Here is a 5,753-nt window from a genome sequence, read left to right on the forward strand (position 1 = left end):
ATAGTGGGGCGGGTTGGTGGGGTTGTTAACCCCCTCGCCCCGCCCACCCGACCCGGCCACTGTCGTATTCGACGTGGCGCCCCGACGGCTATCCGGTGCTGCCGAAGACCCCGGTGGAGCGCAGCCGGTGAAGTTCGCTGTCACTGAGGCCGAGCACCTCGGCGAAGACCTGGTCGGTGTCGGCACCCAGTGCCGAGGCCGGGTCGACCGGGCCGTAGTCGTTGTCCTCGCGGATCGGACTGCGCGCCGAGATGACCGGTCCGATACCGGGCTGGTCGAGTTCGGTCAGCACAGCACTGCCCGAACCTGCCTCGAAATCGGCGACGACATCGCTCATCTGCCGGTAGCGACTCCAGAGCACACCTGCCTCGGTGAGCGCCTCGCCCGCGTCATCGACATTCAGACCGGCGAACCAGGGACGCATGACCGCCGCGATGGTCTCACGGTGCACGTACCGGTGTGCCTCGTCGGCGAAGTCCACTCCCAGTGTTTCCTCGAGCGAGGCGATCACCTTCGCCGTCCCGGTGGCGGTGCACAGTGCGTGCCACTGACGCGGCGTGAGGGCGACGACCATGACGCGCCCACCATCGGCGGTAACGAAGTCGGCACCGAACGAGCCGTACATGTAGTTGCCGTGACGCGGCCGGTCGCCGCGTTCGCGTACCTCGCTGAGCCACCCCAGATTCGCGACGCCGGCCAGGGCGACGTCGGCCAGCGCGATCTGCAGGTGCGCGCCCTCGCCTGAGCGTTCTCGCCGGTGCAGGGCCGACAGCAGTGCGCTGGTCGCGGTCATGCCCGCGACCAGATCCCAGGCAGGCAGAACGTGATTCACCGGCGTGCGCGAGTCCGCAGGCCCGGTGAGATCGGTGACGCCGACCTCGGTGTTCACCGTGTAGTCGACCGCTGGGCCGCCGCCCGCTCTGCCGCCGATATGCACCTTGATCACGTCCGAGCGCCGCGCCGCGAGTGCCTCGTAGGAGAACCACGGGCGTCCGACGGCGTTGTCCACGACGATGCCCGCGTCCGCGCCCGGTGCCGTAGCCAGCGCGAGGACCAGTTCGCGGCCCTCCTCGCTGCGCACGTCCACTGCCACCGATCGCTTGCCGCGATTGAGCGAGTTCCAATACAGGCTCTCGCCGTTGTGCTTCGACACCGGCCACCGGCGGTAGTCGGGTCCACCGCCGAGCGGATCGATCCGGATGACCTGCGCGCCGAGCTGGGCGAGGGTCATCCCGGCCGAAGGCCCCGCCACGAAACTGGCGAATTCGACGACCCGCAAGCCCTCCAGGGGCTGCCCGCTCACGCGCGCACCACCGCGGGATGATCGAGGGGACCTGGCTTGTGCATCGCGCTCTCCTTCGTCTGCGGCGGACCGCTCCTCTGTGTGAAATATAATATATCTGACACCCGGGGGCCTAGGGCGTCAGGACCATGATCGGGCCGTCGCCGAGGATGGTGCCGGTGTCCACCGACGGCAGGGCTGACCTGGTCAGCGTGCCGTCGGGCTGGACGTCGAAGGTGTGTACGCGCGTGGTGACGCCGGTGGTCAGCACGTCGGCCGCGTAGACGTGCCGCTCGTCATCGCTGAGCACCACTGTGCCGGGCCCCGAGCCCGACGGCGCTGGATAGGGGGATCCGGCCAGTGGGGTCAGTGCGCCGTCCGCCGCGATGGAGTACCCGGCGACGCCGCCGCCCGCGACCACCGGCACATACACCCGCTTGCCGTCGGCGGTCACCTCGGCGCCGTGCGGCATGAGCCCGCTGGCATAGGGCGATCCGGGCGTGGGAGTGAGGTGCCCGTCTGTCCCGATCGCATATCCGGAGATATTGCCGCCCATTTCGTTGCTCACATAGACGAAGCGGCCGTCCGGTGTGTAGCCGGGGTTCACCGGGAGCATGCCACCGGAAACCGGAGCGCCGATCGAGGTGAGTTCACCGTTCGCGCCGATGGCGAAGCTGGACACGAGGCTGTCGAACGGGCTGACGAACCGCAGGAATCGGCCGTCCGGGTCGATGCGGATCATCGGGATGGCGCTGAATCCGGGTACGGAGATCGACGCGGTATGCGTCAGCGCGCCGGTGGGATCGACCGCATAGGTCCTGATATGTCCGGGCACGCCGCCGACGGCGACGAACAACAGGGTGCCGTCGGCGGACAGAGTCGAGGTGACCGGTGCACCGCCGTCGATCTCGACCTCTGCGCCCGGAATCGGGCGCAGAGCACCCGCGTTGTCGATGCGGTAGCCGGTGACCTGCTGTTCAGCGGCCTGGCTGACATAGACAGCGTGCCCGTTGGGCGCGAGCGCCAGCGACAGGATGCCGAGGCCGACCGGCGTCTGGCCGACCTTGGTCAGCCCGCCGCTCGGCTCCACCCTCAAAACTGTCACGTCACCACTCACCGTGCCGCCGACCAGGAGGAATTGGGCGTCGCCACCCGGTGCGGCCGCTGCCGGGGCCATCCAGCCCGCGCTGAGCAGCACCGCCGCGAGCGCGACCGCCGTATTCCTGGTCCGCTGGGCGAACGCTTTCTCGGGTGTTGTGGATGTCGTCATCGACGTTCCTTCCGGCACGGAGCGCTGCTCCCGGCTCGCCGCGACGCGACGCCGCGCGCGGCACCGGAGTGCGCGGACTCGGCCCCCCGGTCGTTCGAATGTAGGAAGGATTCGATCCGATGACTGTCCAAGAACTCGGACACGGGCTAGGGGGAGCCCGTCATTCTGCGCATCGACACGGGTGCGCGCCAGCCGCAAGGTAGACCGCAGGTGGCTACGACCTCGTGGTGTGTGGAGCCGTCAGCGTAATGCTGGGTCAGCAAGGAGGCTGACGCCGGATAGCCGCAGGCGCCGCATTGTCCGAAATAGTCTAGGAGTTCGCGGAACGTGGTGTTGATGGGCGCTGACACTACTTCGCTCCGGGTGTCTGATGGTGGGTCCTCGGATGGCGAGGGGTCGGGAACATTAAACATAATATATTTATACAGACCACGACTCTTCGCCACTCCGGGAAGAGTTCGACGGCGGTCCGGCTCAGCCGGTGTGCTCGGCAGGGTCTCGATCGGGAACCGGCGCCGACCAGGACATCAGGATGCGTAGCTTCTCGTGTGAGGTCGTGCCCACGTCGGCCGACCACAGGACCAACTGCTGTTCGGCGTCGCCGGAATAGCTGAAGGTGTCCCAATTCAGTGTCAGCTCGCCGACATCCGGGTGGTGCAGGGTCTTGGAGCCGAACTCCTGGCGAGCCACATTGCGCGCTGCCCACCATTGCCGGAACTGTTCGTCGGCAATGGAGAGTTCGCCGACCAGCGCCGTCAGTTGCGGGTCGGTCGGATTGGCCGCCGCGTCCATGCGCAGGATGGCGACGCACGTGCGGGCAACGCCTTCCCAGTCGTCGTAGAGGGTGCGCATCGCGGGATCGGTGAAGACCATCCGCACGTAGTTACGCTGCCGCGGCGACATCTGTCCGAAGTCTGCGATCAATGCCGCGGCCAGGTGGTTCCAGGCAAGGATCTCGAGGTAGCGGCCGAACACCAGGGCGGGCGTCTCGGTGAGCTGATCCAAGAGGCGCTGCAGCTGTGGACGCACGGTCTTCTGGCCGCGCTTGGCCGGGCGGCGCTCGGACCGGCGGGCGAGATTCTCGATGTAGTCGCGCTGGGCGTCGTCGAGACGCAGGGCGCGGACCAGGGCGTCGAGGACTGGCTCCGACGGGGCGAGGCGGCCCTGTTCGATCCGGGTGTAGTAATCGTGGCTGATCGCGACCAGGTCGGCGACCTCCTCGCGGCGCAGGCCGGTGACCCGGCGCGGGGAGGCGCTGTGCACGGTGAGGCCCACGTCCTGGGGGGTCAGCTCGCCGCGCCGGGCTTTGAGGAATCCGCCCAGTTCGCGAAGGTGGGGCGCTCTGTCTGTCATTTCCCCACGATATGCCTGCTGATGCCGGCGTGCCTGGGACAAATCCTTCCTATGTCGGCGAAAAAAACAGCCGTATCGGACAAAGCTGCAGGAAATCAACAGATATTGTGTATAAAATACAAGTGTGCTCGGTCACAGGACCGATCGTCGACCGCATCTCCACGCGGTCGGGAGAAGGTGGTGTTCAGTGTCCATGACTGTGTTGCAGGTTCACGGAGATACGACTCGACCGGACATCGAGTCGTCGTGGGCCCGATCGCGACTGAACGGCGTGCGCCGAGACGCGCTGCCGCCGTTCGACCTCGTGACCCGTACCTCCGAGAGCAATCTCGCACGCGCGGCCAATCCGGTGCTGCGGCGGGTGGCGGGCGAACTCGAGGGAACTCAGGTAGCCCTGGTGCTCACCGATCACGCCGGCCAGCTGGTCGACATCCACGGCGCCGCGCGGTCGATGCGCCACGCGATCGGCGACCTCGGTCTGGTGCCCGGCGTCCAGCTCGGTGAGGACCGGATCGGTACCAATGCCCTCGGCACCCCGCTGGAAACCAGGCGAAGCCTTCTCGTCCGTGCCGACGAGCATTATCTGACGGTGTTCCGGGGGTTCACCTGCTACGGCCACCCGATCTTCCATCCGGTGACGCGGCGACTCGAAGGTGTACTCGGCATCGGCTCGAAAACCGGCGCGGACTACCGGTTGTCGTCGCTGCTGGCCCGGCGCATGGTCCGTGACATCGAAGAGCGGCTCCAGCGTGATTCGCCGCGCGCCCAGAGCCGGCTGATGAGTGCCTTTCAAGCGGCTGTCGGTCGCCGGGGGCGCGCCGTCGTCGTCATCGGTGAGGGCCTGGTTCTGGCCACACCTGCGGCCGTCGACCTGCTCGAACCCGCCGATCACGCCGCAGTGCGCGCATGCGCCGAATCCGTGCCGATCGGATCGCAGGAAAGCCACGAGCTCGCGCTGACCTCCGGACGTGAGGTGCGCCTGGTCTGTACGCCGATCGACGGAGCCGATGGTGTGCTCGTCGACATCACACAGGAATCCGTTGTCCGGCGCGGCAATTCGCTATCGGCCCACGTGCCGCGCTGGCCGCTGCTGGTGGTCGGTGAAGCCGGCACCGGCCGGACTACCGAGGCGCACAACATCGCGGGTCCTGGCGCTGTCACCCTCGACGCGACCGACATCGTTCTCGCGGGCGAGAGTGTCTGGGCGGCCCAGCTAGGAGAGGCGCTGTGGGGCAACGGACCCGCCGTGGTTGTCGAGAACATCCAGTTGCTCTCCCCGCAGCTCACGGCACTGCTCGCCCAGCGATTGCGGGAAACGACCCGCAACGTCGTCCTGACGTCGACTCCCGGCGAACACCTCGACGACATCCACGCCGCGGTACCGGCCCTGTGCAACGACCGCAGAGAACTGATCCCGCTGCGCAGGCGCAGGCACGAGGTCCCCGGCCTGGCCCAGCAGATCCTGACCGATGTCGCCGGGCACACCAGGACCCGGTTCACCGCCGAGACGATGCGGATCTTGGCGTCGCAGCCGTGGCGAGGCAACCTCGCCGAGCTGCGCCGAGTCGTGGAAGTAGTCGCGGCCGTGCGATCGGCAGGTGACATCATCCCCGCCGACCTGCCCGCCTCCCACCGCGGCGGCCAAGCACCCGGCTCCCCGATCCGCGAAGCGGAGCGGGAGGTCATCATGGCCGCGATCGAGGCCGCCGGCGGCAACAAGCTCCAGGCCGCACGCGCACTCGGCGTGAGCCGCTCGACGCTCTACAACCGGATCCGGGCACTACGCATCGGGTGAATTGCCTGATCACCACTCGTGTCGGCCGCACAACAGCGTGCCCTCCCGGCGAG

Annotated in this window: 4 protein-coding genes; 1 reads left to right on the forward strand and 3 read right to left on the reverse strand. The window is 67.7% G+C overall.

The genetic code is table 11. The features are described from left to right. Nucleotides 1-88: 88 nt before the first annotated feature. The 3 genes from ACFULV_RS34815 to ACFULV_RS34825 form a co-directional block, all read right to left on the reverse strand. The gene (locus ACFULV_RS34815; RefSeq protein WP_378664345.1) at nt 89-1,303 is read right to left on the reverse strand and encodes a CoA transferase; all 1,215 of its coding nucleotides are present in this window, start codon (nt 1,301-1,303) and stop codon (nt 89-91) included. Between the two features lie 112 nt (nt 1,304-1,415). Continuing rightward, nucleotides 1,416-2,552, reverse strand: coding sequence for a lactonase family protein (locus tag ACFULV_RS34820; protein WP_378664347.1), 1,137 nt, complete (start codon nt 2,550-2,552; stop codon nt 1,416-1,418). 474 nt (nt 2,553-3,026) lie between these two features. Beyond that, nucleotides 3,027-3,905, reverse strand: a complete 879-nt coding sequence (locus ACFULV_RS34825) for a helix-turn-helix transcriptional regulator (RefSeq protein WP_378664350.1) — start codon at nt 3,903-3,905, stop codon at nt 3,027-3,029. A gap of 193 nt (nt 3,906-4,098) precedes the next feature. Here ACFULV_RS34825 and ACFULV_RS34830 point away from each other — a divergent pair, with 193 nt between their 5' ends. Then, nucleotides 4,099-5,700 (forward strand): sigma-54-dependent Fis family transcriptional regulator, encoded by a 1,602-nt coding sequence (locus ACFULV_RS34830; protein ID WP_378664352.1) that lies wholly within the window; start codon nt 4,099-4,101, stop codon nt 5,698-5,700. Nucleotides 5,701-5,753 lie beyond the last annotated feature (53 nt).

This window comes from Nocardia sp. NPDC057272, assembly GCF_042668615.1.
GTDB lineage: Bacteria > Actinomycetota > Actinomycetes > Mycobacteriales > Mycobacteriaceae > Nocardia.